Genomic DNA, 21565 nt, shown 5'->3' with positions numbered 1-21565 from the left:
CCCACGCGCCCGCGGGGCCGCACGACCGCGAGCGCCAGGAGCACGAGCACGGCGCCAAGCAAGCCAGGTCTGCCCCAGGTGCCATGGGGGCACTGCTGATCGGCTGGGCGGGGTTGTGACGTCCACCGATCAGCCGGGGCCTACACTGCCAGCCGCCGCTTCGGTGTCGACCGACCACGGTCGGGTGCATCCCAGGCAGCACCGGCAAGGCGGCCCTGGAACCGCCGAGAAGATCGCCGCACAGGTCGGAGTCAGAGGTCGCCGTCGCCTTCCTGGGCGGTCGCCGCCAGCGACTCGGCAACCGCGCCGGGTGGCAGGGCGGCGAGGTCCCTCCCGGCGACGGCACAGCCGAGCGGGCCCGCCGATACGCGGATCTCGGCGACGACGGCCTCGCGTACTTCGAGTCGACGAAGCTCCAAGCGAGGAGATCGAGTCCCTGTTGGCGGACGTGCAGGCAGCGGGCCCCGGTGACAACTTTATCGCCTGGACGCGCCAGCGACTGGCGACACGGCACCCGACCTGTTGAGCAGGAGCCAAGCGACGTCAGACACTCAAGCGGCAGTTGGCCGACTTCGCGGCCGCCGGCCTCGCGCCCCTGACCCGGGTTGTCAAGCGGCAGCTGAATAAGATCCAGTACCGGCGTCGCCTGATCGACGGCTGCCTCCTCCACCGGCCTGACCATGAATGACAACGCGATCAGACCATCGGACTCCACGAGTTCAAACTGGGTAACGGCCCCGGAGGCCCCTTGCATGTTGCGAGATTCGGCTGGTTAGAGCGTTCGCGCCTTGCGGTAGCCAGTCTCGTCCCGCAAACCCGCCGCGGGTGCCCCCAGCAGCCGCTGCGGCAGTGATCACTGGAAGGGGCAGCCGGGGTTCGGCGCATCCTCCGAGAACGGGGCGCCGTGCGGCAGGACGTAGAGCACGTCCAAGACGAGGGGCGTGTCATCCATGTTGCGGCCGATGTGGACGTAGCCGGCTCCGGCCGGTTCCTGAATGGCGCTGCCTTTGGGGTACACGCCGTCGGAGGCGCAGGTGGAATCGAAGTGGCTGAGGGTGCCCTGCTTGACGATGCCGTACAGCGGGCCGTCGTGGTAGTGCCAGCCTGTGCTCTGCCCGGGCGGGACGGTGATCTCCCGCAGGGTGTAGTCGGTGCCGTTCACGGTGGTCTGACGGATCACGCGGGCGGTGACCCCCGGTCCCGGAGGCGTGGCCTGGGCGGTGCCGCAGACCAGGACGGTGGCAGCGGTCACCACCCCTGTTATGGCGGTACGGAGAGCGTGGCGCATGCGGGACCTCCTGCAGGAACGAGAGCCGATACCGCCGTGAACATAAGGCTAGACAGGGTCTGTTGGGGCCGGAACCCACTCATCCGCAGTCGACCTCGGGCGGTGGCGCCTCATGAGGGAGGAAGATTGCCCCGGCCCGTCACTCCTCGCCGCTCTCCTCGGCAACCTGGTGGAGTGTGCCGCCGGTGCGGGCCGAGCGGGCCCGGCGCGGGTCGGGCGTACCGTGCCCGCTCGCCCGTCCGCTGTCCTTCTTCGCAAGGCCCAGGTTCCGGACTTCCGCCGGAAGACCTGGCCCTTCGTCGTGACGTGGGGCTGGTGGGCACAGACGGATTTTCCGAACCGCCGACATCTGCTTTGTAAGGGCGGCGGCCGGGAACGACCCTGGCGCGCAGGTCACTCCGGCTCTGAAGAGCTCGCAGGTCACCGGTGCACCTCTAAACCGCGCCACGCCCCCAGGAAGAAGAAGACCGCCACCGCCGGCACGATCAAGCCGATCACGCGCAAGCAGCATCCGGGAGACCAGTCCGCTGTCCGCACGATCCGTCACAGCCACGCGGTGCTCCGCGGATTTCACGTGTTCTGCGGCGAGCCAAGCAGACGCCTTGTGTCCGCGCGGGGGCACGTCTTTGCGTCATGGGCTTTGTGTTAATCGGGTTGCGTGGGGTGTTTGGCGGTAGAGGACTGTTCGGCCGGTTCGGGTGCGGGTGATGAGGCCTGCTCGGTGGAGTACGCCGAGGTGGTAGGAGACGGTGGCGGGGCTGAGGTAGTGGCGTGCTGCGAGTTGTTGGGTGGTGGCTGGTTGTGTGAGGGCGGCGAGGAGCGTTGCGCGGGTGGGGCCGAGGAGTTGGGCTGTTTGGGTGGTGGGTGCTGTGGGGGTGATGGTGTCGGTGATGGTCTTGTCGCGCACGGGGTGGATGAGCATCGGGGGTCTGGTGCCATCATGTGTGGGGTCCACGGCTACGGCTGGTTGGGGTGCGACGAGGGACGGTACGACGATCACCTGGGGCACGGACAGTGCGATCTGGTATCGGCTTTCGACGTGCAGGGTGCCGTCGGCCCAACGGATGTCGGGGTGCAGGGAGTTGAAGAGTGCGGCCGCGCCGTGTCGGGCCAGCACGCCGGCGCATCGGTCGACTTCTGCGTCGAGGGCGTTCTTGGCGGCGTCCCAGTGCGGGGCGAAGGCCAACTCCCAGTAGCGCCGCATCTCATCCGCGACCTGTCTGGCCACGTGTGCACCGCCCCGTGCCATGGCCCGCCGCACTCCTGGCGGCAGCTCGGAGCCGGCGAGGCCGCTGCACGGCCGCCCGTCGCGCAGCGCTCGCAGTTCGCCCAGGACACGCTCGGGCGGGGTGCAGCGGACCCGCTGAAGCTCCTCCTCGACGCTGGGGGAGGGCTGAACGGGATGCGGGCTGAGGAAGTCGGGCACGTACCCGCCTGCGTCCAGGGCCAGTTCGGACAGCAAGGGCAGCTGGGCCCGGCGCAGCACGCGTCTGGCGCGGGCGGCCCACGGGGCGGCGCCGGGGGCCGGGCGCATGCCCCAGGGCAGCAGGGTCGCGACGACCTCGTGCAACGGTGAGATGGCGAAGCGGGAACGGGCGAGCCCTGCGGCGTCCACGGTGAGCTCGATCAACGAACCTCCCGACCGTCCAGTCCTGTTGGCTGTGCGCCCCGTCCCTTCGAACCTGCTCGAATCATGGCACGGAACGTCGCGGCGGCATGCCGGATTGGCGCAGCCTGGTGGCCGGCCGCTTGATCGCCGATGGAACCGACGTTCAGGCGAGCCAGGGGGCGATTGGTGCAGCAGACCCTGCAGGTCATCGTCGGGGAGGTGGATGGATGCGCGTCATGACACGTCTGCTCTGTCTGGGGGCTTCGGTGCTGCTTGCAGCGACCGGCCAGGCCGTTCCCGCGGGTGCTCGGGACCTTCCCGGGGTCTACGTCGTCTCGCACGATCCCGGCATTCTGCCGGAGGGAGTAGCGGTGGAGCAGGACGGCACCGTGTACGTGACCTCCAAAGGCACCGGCCTGTTGTTCAGGGGACGCATCGGTGACGCCGAGCTGCGGCCTTTCGCCGCTCAGGGCATCGCCGATCGTCCGAGCGCGCTCGGGGTGCACACTGATGCCCGCCACCGCGTCTTCTCCGTCGGCGGCTCGGTTCTCACGGTGCACGACCGAGCCGGGCGGCTGGTCGCCCGCCGCATGGCCGAGGACGGTCCCCTCGGCGCCGCGAACCTCAACGATCTCGTCATCACAAAAGACGCCGTGTACGTCACCGACTGGGCCAATCCCGTGATCCACCGAGCCGTACTGCGCGCCGGTCGCCTGGGCCCGCTGCGACCCTGGGTCGACATCCGCAGCGCTGCTCCCCAATTCCCGGCGCAGTACTGGCTGCTCAACGGCATCACGGCTGACCGCACCGGCAGGACGCTGCTCGTGGCGTCCAACGGCACGGAGGCGGTGTGGCGGGTGGACGCCGACACGAAGGCCGTTGAGGAGGTGCAGCTCGGCGGGTCGTCGTTCGGGGCGGACGGCATGCTGCTGCACGGCCGCCATCTGTATGCGGTGCTCAATTACGGTGCACCGGCGGGGGTGTACATCGCCCAGCTGAGTGAAGATCTCCGCACCGGGACGGTGAAGTTTCAGGTCACCGGTGACCGGTTCGACCTGCCGACCACCCTCGCTCGTCACGGCTGCCGCCTCTACGTCGTCAACAGTCAGCTCGATCAGCCGCCGGGGCATCCGCCCTACACCGTCTCGGCGCTCTCCGACCCCACCTGCCGGTAGCCGGCGCCGCACGGTGACGAGGAGCAGCCGGCAGAGAGCCGGATTGCGGTCGGGCGGCGTAGGCAACGGACAGCGACCGCCCGGGACAAGCCGGCGAACAGCCCGCCATGCGCAGGGTGACGCTGCGTCGGGGGCGGGCGTCGGTGGTCTGCCGCCGCGCGGCCGGCCGGCATGACCAACAGGATGGCCCTCTGTCCGCAGGGCCGGTTGAGAGGAGCGCAGCCCCAAGCAAGCAGAGCAACCCACAAGTAAAAACCATCCAGAAATGACAGATAGGGAGAAAGGCCTCATGAAGAGCGCTCTTCGGTTGATTCTCGTCGCGGTGGTCGCCGCGTCGTCGCTGGCGGCAGTCGCACCCTCGGCCAACGCAGCCAACCGCGGCTACGCAATCTCCCGGGGCACGACGATGTACAAGGGCGACTATCTGCACAGGGACATGGGCGGCTGGGCCGTAGAGCTGATCATGCAGCCGGACGGAAACCTCGTTCTGAAGGCGACGAACGGGCACGTCTGCTGGGCGGCCGGCACGAACCCCAGCGGATACAAGGCCGCTTACCAGAGCGACGGAAACTTCGTCGTCTACAACAGCAATGGCCGGGGGTTGTGGGCGAGCAACACGGTCGGCGCCTCGTGGGACACCGGTCAGACGGTCAGCATCAACGCTCAAGGAACGCTGTACGTGGGCTACAAGAAGATCTCGACCTGCTACTGGAAATGACGCCGCGCTCGAGCTACGCGCGTCACCTTTCAGTACTCCGGTCGTCTGACGGCGTCCTCGTGGATCCCGTTGAACATCCGCTGCCGCGCCAGATCCGGTACTGCCCGGCCCGCACGGCGGTGGCGTCACCACTCGGGGCTTGATGCCTCCAAGGCGTTCGTCCCCGTCCTTACTGCGCCCGGCAAGAGGCCGGACACCGCGCATGCCGCACCAGCAAAGGAGACGTACGTGATGAAGAGCGCATGGGGGAAGATCATCGCTGTGGGCGCTGGAGTGGTCGCGCTCGCCGGCGTAGTGCCGGGGGCGGCGTCAGCCGCCCAGCAGGGCGCGACTCAGATCTGCCAGCTTCCCGCGGCGACGTTGCACTACAAGTACTACACGTCCAGTGGCACGATCGCTGACTGGTCCAAGAACTGCAGCGGCAGCTACTCCCTCAACTCTTCCGGCTACAGCATCCAGGCCGGCGGTTGGTCGGGGTACGTCTACTTCAGCGACGGGACGTCCAGCGACTTCTGCGACGGCCAAACCCGCTACCTGGGAGGACGGCGGGTCATCAGGATCTACATGGCCGAGGCGAAGATCGAGGAGTGCGTGCGCCGCTGAAACGTCGGCGAGCGCGGCGGCATCGACTGATGCCTGGCCTCGTCGCGGGTCGGCGAGGCCACCGGTTGGCCCGGTTCGGTGCGTGAGCGGGCGAATCCTTGAGTGCCGGACGTCAGCGCGGACACCTGACGTGGCCCAGACCATGATGGTCTGGGCCACGTCTGCCGTTGTGCCGTCGCGGCCTCGGATGCGGGTGGCGCCTGCGGCATCCGGTCGATTACGGGCGTCACCGCGTCGACGACGTCGTCACAAGCGAGTTCTATGGGCGGTCAGGGCCGGCGGGTCGCGTTGGCAGGGCTGGTGCGGCATCGGTTGAACGTCGCTATGGGGAACTCGTTGACGGGTCAGCCTGGCTGGCGCCGAAGACAAGCTCGTTCACATGGATCGACAAACTTCCGGCGGTACGGCGATCAACCTCGGCATGCCACGCATAGCCCCAGCTCAATTTACCCAGGTGGAGGGAACGGCTTCGCTGGCACAATCACTGGATGACCAGCAATGACATCCGGTTCGAGTGCCGGCACCGTGGCGACGGCGGCCCGCTCGTGATCGTCCCCCGCATCGACGGAGCACCACTCACCGAGCTGATCGACGGGTTCGAGATCGCGGCCGGGATGCAGCCCGCAGGCGGCGCCTACGGCGGTCTGATCCCGGAGTTCTTCCGGTTCGGCCGGATGCAGGATCACTTTCTCGGACGGTCCACCAACGTGATGGGGCCGAAGACACCCGTTCTCGGTTGTGAATGCGGCGAATGGGGATGCTGGCCCCTCATGGCCCGCATCACCGCGACGGCCAACCTCGTGATCTGGAACTCCTTCGAGCAACCCCATCGCAAGACCCGCGAGTACACGGCATTCGGTCCGTTCCAGTTCGACCGTCGCCAATACGATGACGCCCTGCACGCGCTGAACGCCGCAATCGGCCCCGACGAGACGTAATCCGCACCCGCTACCGATAGTTCAGAGAAGCGGGTCTGCCATGCGCACCAGACAGCACCAACAGGTTCCGAGTGGTTGTGAAGGACCGCGATGCCGCTGAGCAGCCACCGGACTGTTGCTGTGCACCACACGTGATCCCCGATGTGATACGCCTTCAGGTCTCGCATTGAGTCGAATGGGGCTGTCGGCGCGCCCGTCCACCCTTGAGCTAGTGCGGTAGAAGCGACCTCCTCCGAGACTTTCCCCAGAGGGCGGACTGCTTCAGCAGCTGACCAAGCGGCTCCTGGAGTCCGCCCTGGAGGGCGAGATCACCGACCACCTCGGCTATGACAAGCGTGATCCGGCGGGCAAAGACGGCGGCAACTCCCGCAACGGCAAACGCTGCAAGACCGTCCTGACTGACGTGGGGCCGGTGGAGATAGCCGTGCCCGGCGACCGGGACGGCTCGTTCGAGCCGAAGATCGTCAAGAAGCGGCAAAGCGCCTGACCGGCGTCGATGAAATGGTGATCTCGCTGGCCGCCGAAGGGCCTGACCACCGGCGAGGTCCAGGCCCATCTTGCAGAGGTCTACGGCGCCGACGTCCCCGCCAGACCATCTCCACCATCACCGACAAGGTCCTCGAGGGTAGCCGAACGGCAGAGCCGACCCCTCGACGCCGTCTATCCGGTGGTCTTCGTCGGCGCCATCCACGTGAAGATCCGCGACGGCTCGGTCGCCAACCGACCCCTCTACGTGGCCCTGGCCGTCACGACCGAGGGCCGGCGCGAGATCCTCGGGCTGTGGGCCGGTGACGGTGGCGAGGGCGCCAAGCACTGGCTGCACATCCTCACCGAAATCAAGAACCGCGGCGTGAGCGACGTGCTCATGCTCGTCTGCGACGGTCTCAAAGGCCTGCCTGAGGCGGTGGAGACGGTCTGGCCCCGCACCACCGTGCAGACCTGCGTGGTCCACCTGCTGCGGAACTCCTTCCGCTATGCCGCCCGCCAGGACTGGGACAAGATCGCCAAGCTTCTGAAGCCGGTCTATACGGCGCCGACCGAGGAGGCCGCTCTGGAGCGGTTCGCCGAGTTCGCCGACTCCTGGGGCCGGAAGTATCCGGCGATCGTGAAGCTGTGGGAGAACGCCTGGGAGGAGTTCACCCCGTTCCTGCGGTTCGACACCGAGATCCGCAGGATCGTCTGCACGACGAACGCGATCGAGTCGGTGAACGCTCGCATCCGCCGGGCGGTCAAGGCCCGCGGACACTTCCCCAACGAGCAAGCCGCCCTGAAATGCGTCTACATGGCCATCATGTCCCTCGATCCCACGGGCAAGGGCCAGGCCCGCTGGACCATGCGCTGGAAGACCGCGCCGAACGCCTTCGACATCACCTTCGACGGCCGCCTGTCGGCAGCCCGCCAGTAGCCTCAACTACCTCAGTTACACCGCTCGTTTGACAGACCCCAGAGTGAACCGCGCTCCGTGGCCGAAGTCGCCACCGCACTCGGCCAGGCGCATCCCGAGCGCGGTATCAAGACCACCGTCGTGCGCACCACCCTCGAAGGACTCGTGGCCAAGAACCAGGCCAAGCGCACCAAGCAGGGCGCCTCCGTCTTCTACACCGCCCCCGACTCGGCCGAGCAGACAGCCACACCGGCGAACGACGAGCAGTCGTCGGAGCAAGCCGAATGAGCCGCTGACAGTACGCGGCGGAAAACGGCGCTGGCCCGCCGTGCGGGTGCGTTGGCCAGCAGCACGCGCCGGTCTCCGCACGACCACCTGACACGCTCGCCACCCGCCAGACCCTCGCTCACTGGCCCAAGGAAGGCAAGATGCGGCGGGTGCCGCAGACGCCTTCAACCGGCCTGTCGGCGACATGGTGCGAGTACTGGACCCCGACCACCTCTACATCTGTGTAGTGCGCCAAAGCCTCGCCTACTGGCAAGAGCGGGCGGGTGAGGCGTCAGGTACGGATGGACGACACCAACCAGCCCGGAACCGGTCTGCGATCTGCAGATCCAAGCGGGTCGCAAAAGTCCCCCGCCGGAGCAGCTACGGGTCGAAGGGTACCGCCAGCATCCCGCGCACGTACGGGGGTTGCGCGGTTTCTGGGGAGGGTTTGTAAAGTGCTCAACTGCCCCGTGGCGTGTGCCCGGGTGTCCGTTGCAGGGGGGTCGTCGCGTGAGCCAGTACCAGCCCGGGCCGTGGGCTGTTCGTCCGCCTGAGCCTGTCCGCATGCCTGATATCCGCCCATTGCACAAGCGCAAGCGCGTGTGGGTCGGCGGCTTTGCGCTCCTCGCGGTCGGTGCCGCGTTCGGCGGTGGTAGTAATTCCAGCGCGGCCAGTCCCGCCCCGCGCCCTACGGTCACCGTCACCGCGACCGCCACGAAGACGGCGGCGCCGGCCCCGACGGTCACCATGACGAAGGCAGCAGCGCCCGCCCCGACGGTCACCGTTACCAAGACGGCCAAGCCCGCGTCGGCGGCCACGTACGAGTCAAGTTCCAGTTCCTCGGGGAGCAGCGGCGGTGGTTCGTCGTCGGGCGGCTCGTCGAGCTCCGGCGGTACGTCTGACGCGGCTGGGGCCACCGCCTTGTGCAATGACGGCACCTACAGCTACGCCGCTCATCACCAGGGAGCCTGCTCCCATCACGGCGGTGTCGCCGTCTTCTACAGGTAGCAGGCGCCGCAGCGCGGCTGCTGAGCTGCGGCGCTGCGGCTGCGGTCGGGGGAAATGGGGCAGCGCCGGGGCAGACGCGTCGGCTCGCCAGTCTCACGGGTGGTTCCCGCCGGAGCGCGGCCAGGTGTTGGGCGGCCGGCGTGCGATGTGGCAGCGGAGCGGTCGTCGTCGAAAACAGCGGGCCTGCGTGTAGATGGAGAACGGAGAGGAACCATGGCTTTCGGCTTTCGTGTGGGTGTGCCGGGGATGAGCGTGCGGGTCTCGACCCGGGGCGTGCGCACCTCTGTGGGACCCCGCGCGGCGCGCATCAGCATGGGCAGCGGCGGCACGCGGATCTCTTCCGGGGTGGGCCCGTTTTACGCCTCCAGTTCCCTGGGCGGAGGACGCCGCCGTACCAGCACGAGCCGTACGACCCGATCGCGGGCCGTTGCCCCCTCAGCAGCGCAGCTGGAGCGTGCTCGCCGACAGGCTGCGCGGGCCCAGCAGGAGGCGGAACGCGATGCGGCGATCGCCGAGTTGAAGGAGTTGCGGCGGCAGACGACCAGTGTCCACCTGCAGTCCTTCACTCCGGCCCGGCCGCCGGTGGTACCGGGGCCTCCGGAGCTGGGCCTGGCCTGGGCCCTGGCTGAGGCCCAGGCCCACCACCTGGCGGGGCTGGGCCTGTTCGCCCGAGCCGAGCGGGCGGCGGCCAAGCGGAGGGCCGAGGAGGACGCCCCGGCCTACCTGGCCGCCGAGCAGGCCCGTCTGCAGGCCGTCCACAGCGAGTTGGCCGCCGATGCCGGTCAGTGGTGGCAGGCGCTGCTCGCCAACGACGAGGAGGCTGTGTGCGAGGCGGTGAATTACGCCTTCTCCGACAACCCCGCCGCGGGCTGCGCGGTGGGAGTCGACGGGGAAGTGCTGTCCGTGGTGATGCGGCAGCAGGACATCGACTCGCTGCCCGACCAGACACCCGGAGTCACCCCCAGCGGGCGCCCCACTCTCAAGGCCCTGAGCAAGCGGGACCGCACCTTGTGGTGGCTCACGTCCATGGGGTCGAACGTCGTTGCCACGCTCAAAGAGGCATTCGCCGTGGCGCCCGGGATCATCGCCATCGACCTTGCCGTGCTCACGCGCCTGCCGGACACCCAGCGTCTGGGGTTCGTGGCCTACGGCCGCTGGACGCGCCAGGCCATCGAAGCGGGCCCGTGGCGGGAGACGACCGACGCACTGCGGTTCCTCGACATCGGCCAGGACGTCGCCTGCTCGGTCACCACCACCGCTTCCGGGAACCTCTCCAGCGCCATCAAGCCCCTGGACACCAGCCGGCTGCCCGGCCTGCAAAGCATCCTCGACCACGCCCAGGACGACACCGGATCCGGCGATGGGACCCTGGCCGGCATCGACGGAGACCTGCGCGCCAACATCCCTGCCGCCCCCTCCGCTCCCCTGCCGGATCCCTACCGGATCCGCCCCTTCGCCGAGTGGAAGAGCCAGACCGCTCCTCTGACGCCGCCGCCCGCTTCCGCGGCGCCGGCACACACTCCTGCGCTGCCGAGCCACGCCCCTGCGACCGCGCTCACCCCGGGACAGAACCTGGTGCTGCCCGAGGATACCTGGCAAGAGCTGCGCATCGCCTTCAGCTTCGCGGGCGCCGACGCCGACCTCACCCTCTTCCTGACCGACACGGGCGGCCAGGTCACCTGCGACGAGGACTTCGTCTTCTACAACCAGCCCTCCGCCGCCCACGGCGCGGCCCGCCTGCTGGGCAAGCAGACCGATGGCCCGCACACCGTCGAACGCGCAGCCCTCCACCTCGCCGCCCTGCCCGCCCACATCCAGCGCGTCACGATCGCCATCAACATGGACGTCGACACCGGCCTGACCTGCGGCGCCCTGACCCACGCAGCCCTGTACATGGACTGCGCCACCGGAGCCGCCTGGACCTTCCAGCCCCCCGCCGACCCCGACATCCGCGCCATGGTCATCGCCGAGCTGTACCGGCACACCACCAACGGTCAACCCGTCTGGAAACTCCGCGCCATCGGCCAAGGCTGGGCCGACGGCCTCGACGCACTCGCCCGCGCCCACGGCGTCAACGTCACATAGCCAGACGACACGCTGGCCGGCCCTGTCCTGGCAAAAGACGCGTCCGTCCACCGCCGAAACCCGGCGCGAGATCCTGGGGGCAGTAGTGCATTGCAGCGGGGCTATGCCCACTCCAGCTGGCCCGGCGTTTCTCCCGCGAGGGCGGTCAACGTTCGAGGCGCCACACTCGCTGGGGGACGACAGTCGCCAGTAGGCAATGTCCAAGCCACCGTTCACTGGCGCCGCTCGCCCATTAGCTGCCGGGCCGGGCGATGGCCCAGCCCGGCAGGGGCTGTTTGCGCGACCGGTAGACCCGCGCGAGAGCCTCGCGTGCCTGCTCTGCACCGTCGTGAGTGATGCGGTAGAACCGGCGGCGCGGACGGCGGCTTCCTCGTGTAGAGCGGATCTACCACCCACAGCACACCTCGAAATCACACGGGTTTCAAGCGGTCTCGCCGCGCCTTCCGCTTCGTCGCGGATTGTTCGCCGAGAGGGCCGGATTGCCGGGCGTGACCGTCTGCCGGCGTGGTCGATCTGACGGCGGTGGGGCCGGTGGTGCTGGCCCTCGTTCGTGGCGAGGCCGCGGTGCGATTGGGCGTGCTGTCGGTATCGGTCGTGCTTGGTGTTCGCCTTTGCGGCTCAGAGTGTGATGTCGGCTATGTTCGCCTGGTTCCCACCATGTCTGTTATGTCGGCTTCTTTGGTTCCCGCCGGGATCGATGTGGTGACGCGGTATCTCGACCTTGCCGGTGTCTGCTCGTGTGCGCTGCTGGGTGGTGCTGTGGCTCGCACGGCGGGCCTGGACCTGTTCGGGTTCTTGGTGGTCGGCGTCGTCTCCGGCCTGGGCGGAGGTGTGATCAGGGATGTGCTGCTGCAGCACGGTACACCGGTGGCGCTGACCGACTACGTCTACCTGGCGGTCGCCTTCGCCGGTGCCGCGGTCGCTTTTCTGATCCGGGTCAGTGAACAGTCCTGGACCCGGCTCTTCACTGTGCTCGATGCCGCGGTGATCGGGTTCTGGGCGGTCGCGGGTGCCAACAAGACCTTGGCGGTCGGCCTGGGCTGGCTCCCGGCCGTCATGCTGGGCACCCTCACCGCTGTGGGCGGTGGCGCCCTGCGTGATGTCATCCTCGGCCGGGTGCCTGCCGTGTTCGGCGGCAATGGCCTGTATGCCACCGTCGCCCTGGTGGTCGCCGCGGTCACGGTGCTCTGCTCGTACCTCGGGACTCCCGGGGTCGGCATCGGCCTGGGCGTCGCCGTGGCCCTGGTCTTCCGGCTCACTGCCGTGCACGTCGGCTGGAACCTGCCCAGCGGCCTGGACTGACATCCCCGTTCCCCACTGGCCTCGCTGATGCGGCGCCGCGCTCGTCCCGCCACCGGCCCTGGGGGTAAGTCGCACTCGCGCAAGGAGGAACCGTGAGCGACAGCGACCGCACGGTGCTGGCCGGCCTGCAGTCCATCCGCTCCGATCTGGAGGACCTCTACAAGGACCTGCGCAGAAACCCCGAACTCGGCCTGCGGGAGCACCGCACGGCCAAGAGGGCGTCCGCTGCCTTGCGGGGCTTCGGTTACGAGGTCACCGGCGGCATCGGCGGGACGGGGGTGATCGGGGTTCTGGCCAACGGCGAGGGGCCGGTTGTCATGGTCCGTGCCGACATGGATGCCCTGCCGGTACGTGAGCAGACCGCTCTGCCCTACGCTTACACCCTCACCGTCACCGGCGAGGACGGCACCGAGCAGCCTGTGATGCACGCCTGCGGACATGATGTGCATGTGGCCTGCCTGATCGGCTGTGCACGGCTGATGGCCCAGGCCAAAGACGCCTGGCGGGGCACTTTCGTGGCGCTCTTCCAGCCCTCGAAGGAGAACGGCGACGGCGCCCACGCCATGATCAACGATGGTCTGACGTCCAAGACGCCCCGACCCGACGTGGTCCTCGCCCAGCACGTCCTGCCCTATCCGGCCGGTTACGTCGGCACCCGCTGCGGACCGTTCCTGCCGGCCGCGGACAGCCTGCGCATCACCGTCCACGGCCGGGGAGTACACGGCTCCATGCCCCAAGCCGCGGTGGACCCGGTGGTGATGGCCGCGATGATCGTCGTGCGCCTGCAGACCATCGTCTCCCGGGAACTGGCCGCCACCACCCCCGCAGTCGTCACCGTAGGCAGCATCCATGCCGGCACCGGCCCCAACGTCATCCCCGACAGCGCCGTCATCCAGCTCAACGTCCGCACCTACGACGACGCCTCGCGCACCCACGTCCTGAACGCGATCGAGCGGATCGTCAAGGCCGAGTGCGAGGCCTCCCGGTCGCCGAAGGCACCCCGGATCGAGAAGATCACCTCCTTCCCGCCCACGGTCAACGAGGAAGCCCCGACCCGGCGCGTCGCCAAGGCATTCGCCGCCCACTTCGGCGACGACGCACACACCATCGACCTGCAGACCGCCAGCGAGGACATGAGTGAGATTCCCAAAGCGTTCGGCGCGCCGTTCACCTACTGGGGCATCGGTGGCATCGACCCCGGCCTGTATGCCCAGGCCGCCGAGAACGGCAGGATCGCCCAGGACATCCCCGTCAACCACAGCCCCACCTTCGCCCCCGTCACCCAACCCACCCTGGACACCGGCGTCAGCGCCCTGACCGTCGCAGCCCTCGCCTGGCTCGGCACCTGACAGCACGCGCGGTTCTCCCGGCCGAGCGTCACTGCCACGCCCTCGCAGACACGAAGCCGGCGGATCACACATCCGGGCCGTGGCCGCCCGCAGACAGCCTCCTCCGAGATCCTCGCGCCGCTCACCGAGCCGGTCACGGATGCGGGGATCCCCGTCCCGCCGCTCACTGCGTCCTGGCGATTTCCCGGAACAGTCAGAAAGCACTCCACGGGAGGGCTTCTGCCCTCATCTCATTTGGTGAGTCTGCGATAGCAGATGAGTGTGCAGGCGATGCTGGTGAAGGCCAGGAAGTGCTCGGCTTTGCGCTCGTAGCGGCGGTGTAGGCGGCGGCAGCCGGCGAGCCAGGACATCGGACGTTCGATGGTCCACCGGTGGCGGCCCAGCCGCTGCGAGGACTCGACTCCCTTGCGGGCGATGCGGTGGGTGATCCCGCGCTGCCGTAACCATCGCCGCAGGTGGTCGTAGTCGTATCCCTTGCCGGCGTGGAGCTTACCCGGCTTGCGCCGTCGTCGGCCGCGGCGAGAGCGGATCGGCGGTATGCCTTTCACCAGAGGAATCAGGGCCTGGCTGTCGTGCAGGTTCGCCCCCGAGATCCCGACGGACGAGGGCAGACCAGTCCGCTCGGTGATCAAGTGGATCTTCGAGCCGTACTTGCCCCGGTCGACAGGATTCGGGCCCGTCAGGTCCCCCTTTTCAGGGCCCACATGTTCACCGAGTCGATCACACAGCGGGACCAGTCGAGCTCGCCGCGAGAGCCGAGTTCGTCCAGGACCAGGCGATGGAGCTTGGCCCACACCCTGGCCTTCGTCCACTCGGCGAAGCGTCGATGGGCCGTCGCACCCGACGGCCCGAACGACGCCGACGGCAACTGCTGCCACGTGCAGCCAGACGTGGCCACGAACACGATCGCGGCCAGCACCTCCCGGTCGCCATGCCGACGACGGCCACCACCCTGAGGCCGCACCGGCGCCTCCGGCACCACTCGCTGGAACAGCTCCCACAACTCGTCCGGCACCAGCCGCTCAACGATTCCCACCACGACCGACAGCCTACCCAGGCAGCCAAATGAGATGACGTCTAAGGAGGAAGCGGTGGACGGGCAGAGAGATGGGTCCTGCGCAGACCGGCAGGGTGCGGACAGCGGCGGCGTCCAGTACCGGCCGGATGACGTGCTGAAGCTGGAGTGTCCTTTCACCGAGACCACGGTCACCGATGTCTCTCGCTTCTACGTCTCTGTACCCTCTGTCCCCGGCGAGCAGCCGGCAGCAGCGTGCAACGCCTACCTGGACAAGGTGAACAGCCTGTTGTGTGCCGCCCAAGATGAGCATGAGGTTGCCACTCAAGATGAGCATGTCCGGGGTTGAGGAAGGCCCGCCGGGATCTTCCGACGGGCCTTGTTGATCTTCATCGTGTCACTGGGATGCTCGGGGTGCCGATCTCTCCGTCGAGGTTTTGGCATGATGCTCGGATGATCGTTCCGATACCTGCTGTTGTTCTCCCAGGCTGCATGAGCCAGACCGACCAGCCTGTGTTCGACCTGGCCAACGGCTATGAGCTGCGCCCTTGGTGCCTTGATGACGCCAAGGTCCTCGCGGACTCATGCCAGGATGCGGACGTTCAGCACTGGAATCGGCCGGGGCGGCTGTCTTTGGATGACGCGCGCGACCGGATCGTGCGCTGGGAGAAGCGCTGGCGGACGGATAAGGCAGCAATTTGGGCGATCGCCGAACCGGGCGGCGGCAGCCCGGTGGGCCTGATCGGTCTGGCCGACTTCGATCTCGACGGGGGCAGTGCCGAGTTCCTGTACTGGTTGCTCCCCGCCGGCCGTGGTCGCGGAGCCATGGTCGACGCGATCGTCCGCGTCAGTCGTTGGGCCTTGGAAGACTTGGGTCTGCATCGTCTCCGGATCACCCACTCCGTCGCCAACGCCGCCTCCTGCCGGGTGGCGGAGAAGGCGGGGTTCGCTCTCGAAGGGACGATGCGAAGCGCCCTGCTGCACTCGGACGGCTGGCATGACGAGCATCTGCATGCGCGTGTCCAAGGCGACGCCTGGCCGTGGTGAGGATGCTGGGTCGTTCGGCGGTGACCTCGGCGACCGCGGCGCGGGCGGAGGACTCGTCGACGATGGACTTGTTGTCGGCGTAGGCGGACAGCAGGGCCTGGACGGCGAGGTTGTTGACGGCGCGGGGATAGCCGCGGGACGTGGGTGATCGCGTCGTCGGAGAACAGGGTGTCGGAGCGGCCCGCGAGGGCGAGGTGGTGGGCGAGGTAGCTGGTGGTCTCCTCGCTGGTCATGGGTGGCATGTTGCAGCGGGTCGCGATCCGCTGGTCGAGGGCGGCCAGCATGCCGAGTTTGATGGTGCGCCGCAGGGTGGGCTGCCCGACCAGCAGGCAGGCCAGCGGGCCTCACAGCTTCGAGTTGTTCGTGATCGAGTAGATGGGCCTCGTCGATGACCAGGACGGGGATCCGGCCCCGTTCGGCGTGTTCGGTGGCCAGGGCGTCTGCGGCCTGCGGGATCAGGGTCGAGCGGTGCGGTTTGGGGACGCCGCCGAAGCGGGTGACGGTGGCCTGGTGGATGCCCGCGCCCCCGACAGCCGGGTTGGGCAGGTAAATCACCGTATGCCTCGGGTGGTCGAGCGCGTCGAGGGCCGCGCGTACCGCGACCGTTTTGCCGGCCCCGACCTCACCAGTGATCACGCCGAGGCAGCGTTCCCCGATGCACCACGTGATGCGGGCCGCGGCCTGGGCGTGGGAGGAGTGGCGGTGCAGCATCCCCGGGGCCAGGTCCTTGCCGAACGGCATGACCGTGAACCCGTAATAGCCCTGGATCTTGTCTGTCAACGTGAGCCTCTCTCCAAGTAGTTGAGGAAGTCGTCGAGCTCATCAGCCGCCTGTTCGGCGCGGCGGTGCAAGGACAGCGCGAGCATCACGGCCCGCCCGGCCAGGGGCGGCAGCCCCTGGCCGGGGCTCGCGGTCAGGCGAAGAGCCAGGTCGAGCGCCCGGTCCCGCAGCCGGCGGGCGGCGTGCTCGGCGTCCTCCAGCTGCCAGACGCGCTCCTGGACCGGGTGGCTGCCGGTCACGCGTGCCTGCCGGGCTCGTCCTGCCGGGGCATCAGGGCGGTGTAGTCGATCTTCTGCCCGAGCTCGGAGGTGCGGGCGGTGTCGATCAGACGGAGGTAGTCGATGCCGGTGGACGGCGCGGGCGGCGCCTCGGGAATCTCGGGTCTGGCCTTGGGATGGGCATGACGGGAGATACGGTGCGGGACCGCGAGGCCGAACGGCCTGTTCTGGAAGCGGACCTCGATCTCCGCTAGGTCGAACGGGTCGAAGATCAGCTCGACCTTCCGCCCGACGAGCGCCGGGTCGACGTTGTAGATGTTGCTGTGGAGCGACACCGTCGCGCGACGTCCTCGTTCCACCACCAGCCGTGCTGCACCGGCCGCTCGGCTGCGAGCAGCAGGTGGTAGCGGCCCGGGCCGGTCATGCGAGCCGGATCCCTCTCGCCTGCCCGGCGTACGGACGATTGCCTGCTTCGTCTCCAGCTCGACCAGCTGGTAGTGGACGCTTGAACTCCATTGCTCCGCACGGAGTCGGGAGCTGGGGCGCACTTTCCTGATCGACGTGGAATGGCTGGAAATCGCGGGATCACGGTCCGGCGCCGTGCCGGCCACGGGAACGTCGGGGACACTCCTGCTCCCGTAGAACATGTCACGGCGTGTGTCGAACGGGGAATCTCCATGCAGCGGCTCAGGTACGTCCTCGCGGGAGTCGTCACAGCGGGTCTGCTCAGCTCTTGCGTCGGCGGCTCGGGGCACGGTGACGGAGCGGGAGAGACCCACAAGCCCCCGGTCGGCGCAGAAAAGACCGGATCCGTCCCCCACGGTCAGTCCGCGCCCCATGACCGCCTGTCCGTGCCCAGCGTGTACGACACCTCCCACGGCTGGGAATCGGACATGATGGGGACCCATCTCTTCCTTCCGCACTCCGCGGCCGTCGCCGTCTTCCAGCCGGCCGCGAACAACGGCGATTTCACCGTCATGGACGCGGCCACCGGCGCAACGAGGTGGACGCGGAAAGTCAAAGGCGTCGGCATGATGTCGGCCCTCGTGACGACCGAGCAGGGCCAGGACTATCTCGTGGCCACGTCGTCCGGCACGACGGGCGAGGACGCGGTCAGAAAAGGCCGGGACGTCACGACCCTCGACATCTTCAGCGCCAAGGACGCGGACTCAGGAGTTGTCACGCTGGCGCACCATCTCGAACTGCCGGGCGAAGGCACCGTCACCGACGGGGGCGGCGGCCTGCTGGTGCGGTTCGGCGACCAGACCATCGCGACGGTGGATCCGGCCACCGGGGCGACGAAGTCCTTCGACCTGACGAAGATGAAGCCCCCGGCCGACGAGTGCCATCTGCGCTTCGCGTCGACCAAGGCCGTCGCGGTGACCTCGCGTGGACCGCTGCTCGCCACGGACGAGCAGCCCAAGGCCCACTACTGGGTTCCCGGCGTCTGGTCGGGCGGCGCCCTGACCACCGAATCCGAGAACAAGCTCTTCATGACCCCGGTCCGCACCGCCCTGTTCGCCCTATGGCACGACGACGGGGCCACGCAGGACACCCTCGCCGTCCTGGACCCCGCGACCGGCAAGGTGCGGGCGAAGGTGAACTGCACGGCGGACGCGTTCCACCGGAACGAGGACGCCGCCAAGAGCGCGTCGCTGTCCGCGAACGAGCGCTACCTCGTCCAGGACGACGCCGCATTCGACCTGGAGAAGGGCACCGGCCGCTGCTTCGGGGACACCGCGCAGACCAAGGCCGTCGACTTTGACGGCATGACCGACGACGGCACCGCCTTCGGCAGCACCCTCCCGGTGGACGACTCGGAGGAACGATCCCCGGTGGTCGTGGACATCGCCACCGGAACGGTCAGGGCCGACCGGTACGAGGTGACGCCGTTCGGTGACTTCGCCGGCTACGGCCTCTTCCTCTACAACGCCGACGACACGGACACGGACCTGAGTGACTACAAGGTGGTCGCCTACCGGCACGCCCGGTGAGCTGAACGAGCCGAGCGAGGTGCATCCGATCTCCATGCACGCTTCGGTGACGGTCCGGTCGCTGCACCTTGACAACGCCTTCGCACGCTCAATGTGGCGGTCATTACCCCAAGTCGGCGGTCCGCGAGGTGCTCGGGGAGCGCCGGCCTTCGGGGTGGGTGCTGGCAAAGGTGCGTGAGGGGCGGGGCCCGGCTCGGGGTGTGCTGCACACGCCGGACTGCGAAGAGGCGCCGCACGGCGCGCCGCTGTTCGATGTGGAGCACGCGCTGAGTGCCGTGGAGAACCCGGGGCCGAACGCCGGGGGGCGCAGGCGGCCGTCGTGGGACGCCAGCACGCTGACCAGCCCTAGTCGGGCGTTGCCGTGGCGTCAGCCGGTCCCGTCAGGAGGACGTCGGCCAGGTGCTCCCAGACGATGTGACGGCCGTCGTGCCGCTGGAAGACCAGTGGCAGCGTCGGGAAGCGTCACCTCGCTGCCGTCGAGGTCGCTAAGAGGGCATTCACCCGCGGCCAGGGCGGGAAGTCGGCGGGCAGCGCCCGCCACTTGATGCCGTTGTCGACGAGGTAGCGCACCGCTTCGATCATCTGCCGGTGGCAGCAGCCCTCCGGCCGGCCGCCCCGGCCCGCCAGCCATCCCGGCACCGGCAGCAGATCCCGCACCAGTGCCCACTCCGCATCGCTCATGTCCGAGTCGTACCGGGGCCGGCGCCCCGGCCGGTCGGCCGCGTTCCCGAACCGATGGGCGAGGCAGTCACACCCAGGAGTGGACGAACTGGACTCGGCGACCAGGACCACGCGACACTTCGACAACAGGGCCTCTTGCTTCTCGCTGGACTTGACAACCGCGAGCTACCAAGAGGCCCTTCTTCTATGCGCCCTCACCGGCCGACTCACCCGAACCAGGTCCTTGTTCGAACCCCTCCGACCACACGGACGGATAGAGAACGGCCAGTTAGAGCTTCACTTGGCGGCCTTCACCACCAAGTGGCCATCACCATAGAGTCCCAGCCCATGGACTGGTTGGCCCCTGTGAACACGTTGATCGGCGCTGGAATCGGCGTCGGATCAACGCTTCTTGCTGATCGCCTTCGCTGGCGGCGTGACCGTGCGGCTCTCAATGAGGACACGCGCCGACAGACATACGCAGCCTTCATGGGGGCGCTGTCGGACGTGTACCAACGGCTGAATGTGCTCGCCCGCGATGGGCGTCCGGCAGAGGAGGCGCAGCCGGCAGCCCACGAAGTATTCGCATCGGGTAACTTGTACCCACTGCGCTACGAAATCGCCCTGATTGCCCCGTGGGAGGTTATGGATTCGGCCAATCAGGCATTCTGGAGGGTCCGCGACCTCCGTGACGTGGTCGCGACTGGCGCAGGCAGACAGACCCCGGACTTCGGTCGGCACCTGCATGCTTATCTCGCGGCGGCAGAGAAAGCACAGGTGGCCATGCGCCGCGATCTTGGCACCTCGTGGCATGAGGACTCCGCCCGCATGCCGGAGTAAAGCCCGGCCTGCCGCCGACACTCAACCGCTCACCCGCCAAGTGAAGGGCTCAGTCACATCCGGGCTCGCGGGCCGTTCGGGGCACGGGCTGCTACAGGTCGAACTCCAAGTGCTCGATGTCCGTGAAGCGGACCTCCTCCAGCTGGCCTGCGCGGCGGCCGTTGTCCTGGAAGTACATCTCCTTGAGCCCTTCCGCGGCGATCTCCCGCATCTGCTGCTCGGTGGCGCCCTGCTCCTGGGCCTCGAAGAGACGGGCGGCGTAGCGGGGCGGCAGCGCCACGGTGAGGTGACGGAGCCGGTCCTCGTCGGTGGAGCCGATCGGCGCGGTGTAGCCGATGCGGGCTCGGGTGTCGATGACGATGCCGTCGGTGGTCGCCGCCCTCCGGCGCGCCCTGGTGCGGATCTGCGGCTGCCACCGCTTGTTCACCTCAGCCTCCAGGCGGGCGGCGAGGTCCGGGCGCGGCTTTTTGATCTGGTCCTTCACATACCGCTCGACGGTGCGCTGGGAGATCCGCAGCATCTGGGCGACCGGTTTGGTGCCCTTGAGCTGCTTGACCAGGTACCGCATCTGCGCGGGCGCGCTTTTCGGCGCCGGGCGGGTGAACGCCTTCCGCACCGCGGCGTCCAGGCCGTCCCCGAACATGGTCATCGCCCTCTCCTACTCCCCGTCGTCGACGTCGGTGACGGTGCCGTCCTTGATGTACCGGGCGAGGTTGAGCTCCGGGGCGTTGAACCGCTCGCGGACCTCCTCGCCCCACAGGACACTCTGGGTGCCCTCGTGCTTGACCAGGCCCGGGTTGATGCCGAGCCTGAAGCCGCCCGGCAGCGGCTTGCCGTCCCGGTAGGGCAGGAAGTCCAGCGGCGATTCACCGTTGGCCGCGTAGACGACGCAGTCGGACAGAATCGCCACCGGGTACTGCCCGGTGAACGCCGCATGCCTGACGATCTTGCGGTGCAGGTTGATCCGCGTGCGGGAGATGACCGCCGCGCGGATGTCGGGCCGCCACGTCGGCCGGGACAGAGCCCGCCACGGCTCGCCCGGCCGCCAGCCCTCACCACGCGGGCGCTCGCGCAGCTTGCCCAGACCGCCCTTGACCGTCGCCTTGATCGCCGAGACGACGATCGCCAGCTGCGCATCGCGCTCCTTGCAGCCGTCCATGGCCGCCAGGAAGTCCGCCGGCTCCATGTCCGCGTGCACGCCGAGGTCGGCCATCGTGGCCAGGTACGCGTCCCGGAGCCGGTTGTACCAGCCGTCCAGATAGCGGCCGTTCTCGTACCGGACCCA

21 protein-coding genes and 6 pseudogenes are annotated in these 21565 nt (G+C 68.4%); 15 read left to right on the top strand and 12 right to left on the bottom strand.

The genetic code is table 11. The features are described from left to right. Nucleotides 1–251: 251 nt before the first annotated feature. The 4 genes and pseudogenes from ABZ823_RS28355 to ABZ823_RS28340 form a co-directional block, all read right to left on the bottom strand. Nucleotides 252–419, bottom strand: a complete 168-nt coding sequence (locus ABZ823_RS28355; protein WP_361665698.1) for a hypothetical protein — start codon at nt 417–419, stop codon at nt 252–254. Between the two features lie 434 nt (nt 420–853). Next, on the bottom strand, nt 854–1288 hold the full coding sequence (locus ABZ823_RS28350; protein ID WP_361665697.1) for a cupin domain-containing protein: 435 nt from the start codon (nt 1286–1288) through the stop codon (nt 854–856). Nucleotides 1289–1427: 139 nt separating this feature from the next. Next, a pseudogene (locus ABZ823_RS28345) lies at nt 1428–1517 on the bottom strand (3'-phosphoesterase); the annotation flags it as partial. A 402-nt stretch (nt 1518–1919) separates the two neighbouring features. After that, complete coding sequence (locus ABZ823_RS28340) at nt 1920–2918, bottom strand: winged helix-turn-helix domain-containing protein (RefSeq protein WP_361665696.1); 999 nt, start codon at nt 2916–2918, stop codon at nt 1920–1922. Nucleotides 2919–3004: 86 nt separating this feature from the next. On the opposite strand from ABZ823_RS28340, the gene ABZ823_RS28335 reads away from it, so the two are divergent. The 10 genes and pseudogenes from ABZ823_RS28335 to ABZ823_RS28290 all read left to right on the top strand — a co-directional run bounded on the left by ABZ823_RS28335 (nt 3005) and on the right by ABZ823_RS28290 (nt 13726). Further along, nucleotides 3005–4072 (top strand): hypothetical protein, encoded by a 1068-nt coding sequence (locus ABZ823_RS28335; RefSeq protein ID WP_361665695.1) that lies wholly within the window; start codon nt 3005–3007, stop codon nt 4070–4072. A gap of 289 nt (nt 4073–4361) precedes the next feature. After that, nucleotides 4362–4790, top strand: a complete 429-nt coding sequence (locus ABZ823_RS28330) for a hypothetical protein (RefSeq protein WP_361665694.1) — start codon at nt 4362–4364, stop codon at nt 4788–4790. A gap of 228 nt (nt 4791–5018) precedes the next feature. Then, a complete protein-coding gene (locus tag ABZ823_RS28325) occupies nt 5019–5393 on the top strand; it encodes a hypothetical protein (protein WP_361665693.1) in 375 nt (124 codons plus the stop codon). Between the two features lie 488 nt (nt 5394–5881). Further along, nucleotides 5882–6331 carry a hypothetical protein gene (locus ABZ823_RS28320; RefSeq protein WP_361665692.1) on the top strand — a complete coding sequence of 150 codons (450 nt, stop codon included), beginning with the start codon at nt 5882–5884 and terminating at the stop codon, nt 6329–6331. Between the two features lie 256 nt (nt 6332–6587). Next, nucleotides 6588–7736: pseudogene (locus ABZ823_RS28315) on the top strand (IS256 family transposase). A 57-nt stretch (nt 7737–7793) separates the two neighbouring features. Further along, entirely contained in the window at nt 7794–8003 is a 210-nt protein-coding gene (locus ABZ823_RS28310) for a hypothetical protein (protein ID WP_361665691.1), read from the top strand. 543 nt (nt 8004–8546) lie between these two features. Beyond that, nucleotides 8547–8990: a DUF3761 domain-containing protein gene (locus ABZ823_RS28305; RefSeq protein ID WP_361665690.1), complete on the top strand. Its 444-nt coding sequence runs from the start codon at nt 8547–8549 to the stop codon at nt 8988–8990. 213 nt (nt 8991–9203) lie between these two features. Next, entirely contained in the window at nt 9204–11075 is a 1872-nt protein-coding gene (locus ABZ823_RS28300) for a TerD family protein (RefSeq protein WP_361665689.1), read from the top strand. A gap of 504 nt (nt 11076–11579) precedes the next feature. After that, nucleotides 11580–12377: a TRIC cation channel family protein gene (locus tag ABZ823_RS28295; protein ID WP_361665688.1), complete on the top strand. Its 798-nt coding sequence runs from the start codon at nt 11580–11582 to the stop codon at nt 12375–12377. Between the two features lie 92 nt (nt 12378–12469). Then, nucleotides 12470–13726: an amidohydrolase gene (locus ABZ823_RS28290; protein WP_361665687.1), complete on the top strand. Its 1257-nt coding sequence runs from the start codon at nt 12470–12472 to the stop codon at nt 13724–13726. Nucleotides 13727–13956: 230 nt separating this feature from the next. On the opposite strand, the gene ABZ823_RS28285 is transcribed toward ABZ823_RS28290, so the two are convergent. Beyond that, nucleotides 13957–14756, bottom strand: a protein-coding gene (locus ABZ823_RS28285; protein WP_361665709.1) for an IS5 family transposase whose coding sequence is annotated in 2 segments (ribosomal slippage) — nt 13957–14418 and nt 14421–14756 — 798 coding nt in all. Because the reading frame shifts where the segments join, the coding sequence is not laid out codon by codon here. A 61-nt stretch (nt 14757–14817) separates the two neighbouring features. On the opposite strand from ABZ823_RS28285, the gene ABZ823_RS28280 reads away from it, so the two are divergent. Together ABZ823_RS28280 and ABZ823_RS28275 are read left to right on the top strand one after the other, a co-directional pair. After that, nucleotides 14818–15090 carry a hypothetical protein gene (locus ABZ823_RS28280; RefSeq protein ID WP_361665686.1) on the top strand — a complete coding sequence of 91 codons (273 nt, stop codon included), beginning with the start codon at nt 14818–14820 and terminating at the stop codon, nt 15088–15090. A gap of 143 nt (nt 15091–15233) precedes the next feature. Next, a complete protein-coding gene (locus tag ABZ823_RS28275) occupies nt 15234–15788 on the top strand; it encodes a GNAT family N-acetyltransferase (protein WP_361665685.1) in 555 nt (184 codons plus the stop codon). A 402-nt stretch (nt 15789–16190) separates the two neighbouring features. On the opposite strand, the pseudogene ABZ823_RS28270 reads toward ABZ823_RS28275, so the two are convergent. From ABZ823_RS28270 to ABZ823_RS28260, 3 genes and pseudogenes are all read right to left on the bottom strand, one after another. Beyond that, nucleotides 16191–16499: pseudogene (locus ABZ823_RS28270) on the bottom strand (AAA family ATPase); the annotation flags it as partial. A gap of 65 nt (nt 16500–16564) precedes the next feature. Further along, complete coding sequence (locus tag ABZ823_RS28265; protein WP_361665684.1) at nt 16565–16807, bottom strand: hypothetical protein; 243 nt, start codon at nt 16805–16807, stop codon at nt 16565–16567. After that, nucleotides 16804–17625 (bottom strand): Mu transposase C-terminal domain-containing protein, encoded by an 822-nt coding sequence (locus ABZ823_RS28260; protein ID WP_361665683.1) that lies wholly within the window; start codon nt 17623–17625, stop codon nt 16804–16806. Before ABZ823_RS28260 ends, ABZ823_RS28265 begins: the two co-directional genes overlap by 4 nt. Nucleotides 17626–17637: 12 nt before the next feature. Here ABZ823_RS28260 and ABZ823_RS28255 point away from each other — a divergent pair, with 12 nt between their 5' ends. Continuing rightward, on the top strand, nt 17638–18780 hold the full coding sequence (locus ABZ823_RS28255) for a hypothetical protein (RefSeq protein ID WP_361665682.1): 1143 nt from the start codon (nt 17638–17640) through the stop codon (nt 18778–18780). Here the strand turns inward: ABZ823_RS28255 and ABZ823_RS28250 are convergent. Continuing rightward, nucleotides 18778–18879, bottom strand: a pseudogene (locus ABZ823_RS28250) (AraC family transcriptional regulator); the annotation flags it as partial. The gene ABZ823_RS28255 and the pseudogene ABZ823_RS28250 overlap by 3 nt on opposite strands. A gap of 29 nt (nt 18880–18908) precedes the next feature. Here ABZ823_RS28250 and ABZ823_RS28245 point away from each other — a divergent pair. After that, a complete protein-coding gene (locus tag ABZ823_RS28245; protein ID WP_361665681.1) occupies nt 18909–19325 on the top strand; it encodes a DUF6233 domain-containing protein in 417 nt (138 codons plus the stop codon). On the opposite strand, the pseudogene ABZ823_RS28240 reads toward ABZ823_RS28245, so the two are convergent. Beyond that, nucleotides 19288–19461 (bottom strand): annotated as a pseudogene (locus tag ABZ823_RS28240) (transposase); the annotation flags it as partial. The gene ABZ823_RS28245 and the pseudogene ABZ823_RS28240 sit on opposite strands and share 38 nt — an antisense overlap. Nucleotides 19462–19788: 327 nt before the next feature. Between ABZ823_RS28240 and ABZ823_RS28235 the strand changes: the two are divergent. Next, nucleotides 19789–20280, top strand: coding sequence for a hypothetical protein (locus ABZ823_RS28235; RefSeq protein ID WP_361665680.1), 492 nt, complete (start codon nt 19789–19791; stop codon nt 20278–20280). A 91-nt stretch (nt 20281–20371) separates the two neighbouring features. Here the strand turns inward: ABZ823_RS28235 and ABZ823_RS28230 are convergent, their stop codons facing one another. After that, nucleotides 20372–20929: an XRE family transcriptional regulator gene (locus tag ABZ823_RS28230; protein ID WP_361665679.1), complete on the bottom strand. Its 558-nt coding sequence runs from the start codon at nt 20927–20929 to the stop codon at nt 20372–20374. Nucleotides 20930–20938: 9 nt separating this feature from the next. After that, nucleotides 20939–21565: pseudogene (locus ABZ823_RS28225) on the bottom strand (transcriptional regulator); the annotation flags it as partial.

Source organism: Streptomyces sp. NPDC047079, assembly GCF_040643755.1.
GTDB lineage: Bacteria > Actinomycetota > Actinomycetes > Streptomycetales > Streptomycetaceae > Streptomyces.
Note: the sequence above shows the minus strand (reverse complement) of the source record. Positions and strands in the feature narration are given on the sequence as shown.

Coding starts and splice junctions, on each gene's coding strand:
- ABZ823_RS28350 (WP_361665697.1), bottom strand. CDS start 1,288: ATGCGCCACGCTCTCCGTACCGCCATAACAGGGGTGGTGACCGCTGCC.
- ABZ823_RS28335 (WP_361665695.1), top strand. CDS start 3,005: ATGCCGGATTGGCGCAGCCTGGTGGCCGGCCGCTTGATCGCCGATGGA.
- ABZ823_RS28330 (WP_361665694.1), top strand. CDS start 4,362: ATGAAGAGCGCTCTTCGGTTGATTCTCGTCGCGGTGGTCGCCGCGTCG.
- ABZ823_RS28320 (WP_361665692.1), top strand. CDS start 5,882: ATGACCAGCAATGACATCCGGTTCGAGTGCCGGCACCGTGGCGACGGC.
- ABZ823_RS28305 (WP_361665690.1), top strand. CDS start 8,547: ATGCCTGATATCCGCCCATTGCACAAGCGCAAGCGCGTGTGGGTCGGC.
- ABZ823_RS28300 (WP_361665689.1), top strand. CDS start 9,204: ATGGCTTTCGGCTTTCGTGTGGGTGTGCCGGGGATGAGCGTGCGGGTC.
- ABZ823_RS28275 (WP_361665685.1), top strand. CDS start 15,234: ATGAGCCAGACCGACCAGCCTGTGTTCGACCTGGCCAACGGCTATGAG.
- ABZ823_RS28260 (WP_361665683.1), bottom strand. CDS start 17,625: ATGGGGCGCGGACTGACCGTGGGGGACGGATCCGGTCTTTTCTGCGCC.
- ABZ823_RS28235 (WP_361665680.1), top strand. CDS start 19,789: ATGGACTGGTTGGCCCCTGTGAACACGTTGATCGGCGCTGGAATCGGC.
- ABZ823_RS28230 (WP_361665679.1), bottom strand. CDS start 20,929: ATGACCATGTTCGGGGACGGCCTGGACGCCGCGGTGCGGAAGGCGTTC.